Annotated in this window: 4 protein-coding genes; all 4 read left to right on the top strand. The window is 72.1% G+C overall.

The genetic code is table 11. From position 1 onward, the window contains the following. The first annotated feature begins 64 nt into the window (after positions 1–64). Positions 65–1,141: a histidinol-phosphate transaminase gene (locus tag LQV45_RS17880; protein WP_230008176.1), complete on the top strand. Its 1,077-nt coding sequence runs from the start codon at positions 65–67 to the stop codon at positions 1,139–1,141. A gap of 16 nt (positions 1,142–1,157) precedes the next feature. Then, positions 1,158–2,654: a glycoside hydrolase family 43 protein gene (locus LQV45_RS17885; RefSeq protein ID WP_230008177.1), complete on the top strand. Its 1,497-nt coding sequence runs from the start codon at positions 1,158–1,160 to the stop codon at positions 2,652–2,654. A 95-nt stretch (positions 2,655–2,749) separates the two neighbouring features. Next, positions 2,750–3,880, top strand: coding sequence for a thiamine pyrophosphate-dependent dehydrogenase E1 component subunit alpha (locus LQV45_RS17890; RefSeq protein ID WP_230008178.1), 1,131 nt, complete (start codon positions 2,750–2,752; stop codon positions 3,878–3,880). Between the two features lie 8 nt (positions 3,881–3,888). Beyond that, positions 3,889–4,851 (top strand): alpha-ketoacid dehydrogenase subunit beta (locus LQV45_RS17895; RefSeq protein ID WP_230008179.1); only part of this gene is annotated, 963 nt, incomplete at its 3' end.

Consider the following 4,851-nt stretch of genomic DNA (forward strand, 5'->3'; position numbering starts at 1 on the left):
GCGCATGGCCCCATCGTGGCACGGGGGTCTGACATGCGCACGGGGGCGCGGATAGGCTCGGCTCGTGAGCGAAGAGCCGGTCCTCCCCCGTATCCGCCCCGAGATCGCCGCCCTCCCCGCCTACCGGCAGGGACGCCAGGCCAGCTCGGACGCGTTCAAGCTGTCGAGCAACGAGAACCCGTTCGAGCCGCTCCCCGGGGTCCTCGACGCGGTCCGCGCGGCGACGGCGATCAACCGTTACCCGGATGCCACGGCGGCGCGGCTGCGCGAACGACTCGGCGCCCGCTACGGGGTGTCGCCCGACGACGTGCACGTCGGTGCCGGCAGCGTCTCGCTGCTCGCGCAGCTGCTGCTCGCCGCCGCGGGCCCGGGCGACGAGGTCGTCTACGCCTGGCGGTCGTTCGAGGCCTACCCCTCTCTCGTGGCGGTCTCGGGCGCCACGAGCGTGCAGGTGCCGTTGACCGCCGACGCGCGGCACGATCTTCCGGCGATGGCCGCGGCCGTGACCGAGCGCACGCGCATGGTCATCGTGTGCAGCCCCAACAATCCCACCGGTCCCACCGTCGGGTTCGACGAGTTCACGTCCTTCGTCGACGCGGTCCCCGCCGACGTCGTGATCGTGCTCGACGAGGCGTACGCGGAGTTCGTGACCGACCCCGACGCCGTCGAGGGTCACCGAGTGCGCGGGCTGCTCGCGCGTCCCAACATCGTCATGCTCCGCACGTTCTCGAAGGCCTACGGCCTCGCGGGCCTGCGCGTGGGCTACGCGATCGGTCACACGCGCGTCCTCGACGCGGCCCGCAGCACCGCGATCCCGTTGTCGGTCACGGCCGCGGCCGAAGACGCGGCGCTGGCGAGCCTGGATGCCGAGAGCGAGCTGCTGCACCGCGTCGCGGTCCTCGCCGAGCGGCGTGACGCCCTCGTCACCCGCCTGCGCGAGACCGGCTGGGACGTCCCCGACGCGCAGGGCAATTTCGTGTGGCTGCCCGCCGGCGACCGCGCCCTCGAGGTCGCCGCGGCGTTCGAGGAGGCCGGGCTCATCGTGCGGCCCTTCGCGGGTGACGGCGTCCGCATCTCGATCGGCGAGGAGGAGTCGATCGACCGTCTGGTCGAGGTCGCCGCCTCGGTCGCTCCGCGCTGAGCCGAGCGACCCCGCGATGACAGATCCCTCGGGAGCCGGCATCCGGGATGCCGCGACGGCCCCCGTCATTCCGGGTTTCTTCCCCGACCCCTCGGTGTGCCGCGTGGGCGAGGACTACTACCTCGTCAATTCGTCGTTCGAGTACGCCCCCGGCATTCCGATCTGGCACAGCCGTGACCTGCGGACGTGGACGCAGCTGGGGAACGTGCTGACGCGGGAGAGTCAGTTCCCCGCGGGGGTGTCAGCGGCGAGCCGCGGGATCTACGCGCCGACCATCCGCCACCGCGACGGCCTGTTCCTCGTCGTCGGGACGAACGTCGAGCGCGGCGGCGAGCAGTTCGTCGTGACGGCGACGGATCCGGCGGGGCCGTGGTCGGACCCGATCGTGTTCCCGGGGCTCGGCGGCATCGACCCCGACCTGGCGTGGGACGACGACGGCGCGTGCGTCCTGACGTACTGCGCGCTCGATGAGGCGCTGCGGCCCGCGGGCGGTTCGCTCCCCGTCATCGCGCAGGCGCGGATCGACCTCGATCGCGGCATCCTGCTCGACGGACCTCGCGAGATCTGGCGGGGGAGTGGGCTCGCGCACCCCGAGGGGCCGCACCTGTACCGCCGAGGGGAGTGGTGGTACCTGCTCACCGCCGAGGGCGGCACCGAGCGCGGACACGCGGTGTGCGTCGCGCGGTCGCGGGCGATCGACGGCCCGTTCGAGCTCGCGCCTTCCACCCCGCTGTTCAGCCGCCGCAGCACCGGGTTCCCCGTGCAGAACACCGGCCACGCCGACCTCGTCGAGCGCCCCGACGGCTCGTGGGCGATGGTGTACCTCGGCGTGCGCCCGCGCGGCTTCACTCCTGGATTCCACGTCATCGGACGCGAGACGTTCCTCGCCCGCGTCGCCTGGGTCGACGACTGGCCCGTGGTGCACACCGACGATGCGCTGCCGGACCGCGCCGACACGGCGTTCACTGACGACTTCTCCGCCGCCGAGCTGCACCCGAGATGGGTGTCGCCCGGCGCGGCGCTCGCCGCGTTCGTCAGCCCGCACCCCGACGGCGGTGTCGCGCTGGAGTCCCGTCCGACTCCGGCGGCCCTGTCGGTGCGCGCGCGGGATCTGCGCTGGCGGTACGAGGCGCGGGTCGACGCGTCGGCTGCCGTGGGCCTGCGGGTCCGGCTCGACGAGCACCACGGGTACGAGATCGCCCTCGACGCCGGTGCGGCCGAGGTGCGGGCCCGGATCGGTCCGCTCGCGGCATCCGTGGGTTCTGCTCGCGCGACGGGCGACGTCGTGACGCTCGTCGTCGAGGCGGTGGATGCCACCCACGACGGCCCCGACGACCTCCGGTTCGGGCTGGTCGACGCGGACGGCGAACGGTGGCTGGCGACGCTCGACGGCCGCTACCTCTCCACCGAGGTGGCGGGCGGCTTCACCGGCCGCACCCTCGGGCTGCGGGCGCTCGGCGCGACCCCGGCCCGGGTCATGAGCGTGCGTTACCTGCCGCTCGGCGACGAGTGAGGCCGACGCGCCTTGTCGGAAACCCATGCCGAAACGCGGCATCCGTTGTGCACCTCATGCGGTGCGGGGCATGGCGCGAGCGTTAGCGTGGGTACATGACCCCGCTCGACGACCCGGCTCTCGTGCGCGTCCTGGCGGCCGACGGCACCCTCGCGCCCACCCCTGAGGCCGAGCGCTATCTGCCCCTGATCGAGGCCCTCACCGACGCGGAGCTCGAGACGTTCTACCGCGACATGGTCTCGATCCGCGCGTTCGATGTGCAAGCGACCAACCTGCAGCGCCAGGGGCAGCTCGCCCTGTGGCCACCCTCCTTCGGGCAGGAGGCCGCTCAGGTGGGCTCGGCCCGCGCGGCGCGACCGCAGGACCACATCTTCCCCTCGTACCGCGAGCACGTGGTCACGCGGATCCGCGGTGTCGACCCGATCGACATCATCCGGCTGATGCGCGGGCTCACCCACGGCGGGTGGGACCCGTTCGACCCGAAGAACGGCAACACCCACATCTACACGCTGGTGCTCGGCGCGCAGACGCTGCACGCCACCGGGCTCGGCATGGGGCTCGTGTTCGACGGCAAGTGCGGCACCGGAGACCCCGAGCGCGACGAAGCCGTGATCGTCTACTACGGCGACGGCGCGTCCAGCCAGGGCGACGTGCACGAGTCGATGGTCTTCGCCGCGAGCTTCCAGACGCCCGAGGTGTTCTTCCTGCAGAACAACCAGTGGGCCATCTCCGTCCCGGTCGCCACCCAGTCGCGCACCCCGCTCTACCAGCGCGCGGCGGGCTATGGCATCCCGTCGGTTCAGGTCGACGGCAACGACGTGCTCGCCAGCTACGCCGTGTCGAAGCTCGCGCTCGACGAGGCCCGCGCCGGCGGTGGCCCGCGCGCGATCGAGGCGATGACCTACCGCCGCGGCGCGCACACGACGAGCGACGACCCCACGAAGTACCGCACCTCCGCCGAAGAAGAGGCGTGGGCCGGGCGCGACCCGATCGCCCGCCTCCGCGCCTACCTCGAAGCCCGCGGTGCGTCGCAGCAGTTCTTCGACGACGCGGATGCCGAAGGCCGCGCGCTCGCCGACGACGTCCGTGTGCGCACCAACGAGCTGGGCGGGCTGCCGCGGTCGCACATGTTCGACAGCGTCTACTCCGAGGCCCACGCGCTCATCACCGAGGAGCAGCGCTGGCTCGACGACTACGAGGCGTCGATGGAAGGGGGAACGCAGTGACCGAGAACATGCCGATCAGCCGCGCCCTCAACGCCGGCCTCCGTCGCTCGCTCGAGACGAACGACCGCGTCCTGCTCATGGGCGAGGACATCGGTCCGCTCGGCGGCGTCTTCCGCGTCACCGAGGGGCTGCAGAGCGACTTCGGCCCCCGCCGCGTGATCGACTCCCCGCTCGCGGAGTCGGGCATCGTCGGCACCGCGATCGGACTCGCGATGGGCGGCTTCCGTCCCGTCCTCGAGATCCAGTTCGACGGGTTCGTGTTCCCGGCGTTCGACCAGATCACCTCGCAGCTGGCGAAGATCACGAACCGCCACGAGGGTGCGCTGCAGATGCCCGTCGTCATCCGCATCCCCTACGGCGGGCACATCGGCGCGATCGAGCACCACCAGGAGAGCCCCGAGGCGTACTTCACGCACACCCCGGGTCTGCGGGTCGTGAGCCCCTCGACCGCCAACGACGCGTATTGGATGATCCAGCAGGCGATCGACTCGCCCGACCCGGTCGTCTTCCTCGAGCCGAAGGCGAAGTACTGGCAGAAGGGCGAGGTCGACACCGAGGCCCCCGCCCTGCCGCTGCACGCGAGCCGCGTTGTCCGTCGCGGCACCGACGTCACCCTGGTCGGCCACGGCGCCATGGTGACGACGCTGCTGCAGGCCGCGGCGCTCGCCGAGAGCGAGGGCACGAGTTGCGAGGTCATCGACCTGCGTTCGCTCTCGCCGGTCGACTACGGTCCGCTGCTCGACTCGGTGCGCCGCACCGGCCGCATGGTCTACGCGCAGGAGGCGCCGGGGTTCACCTCGCTCGGCTCCGAGATCGCCGCGACCGTCATGGAGAAGGCGTTCTTCGCCCTCGAAGCCCCGGTGCTGCGCGTGTCGGGCTTCGACGTGCCGTTCCCGCCCGCGAAGCTCGAGGGCACGTACTTGCCCGACGCCGACCGCATCCTCGAGGCCGTCGACCGCTCCCTCGCCTAC

Source organism: Microbacterium sp. Bi128 (genome assembly GCF_918698205.1).

Coding starts and splice junctions, on each gene's coding strand:
- LQV45_RS17885 (WP_230008177.1), top strand. CDS start 1,158: ATGACAGATCCCTCGGGAGCCGGCATCCGGGATGCCGCGACGGCCCCC.
- LQV45_RS17890 (WP_230008178.1), top strand. CDS start 2,750: ATGACCCCGCTCGACGACCCGGCTCTCGTGCGCGTCCTGGCGGCCGAC.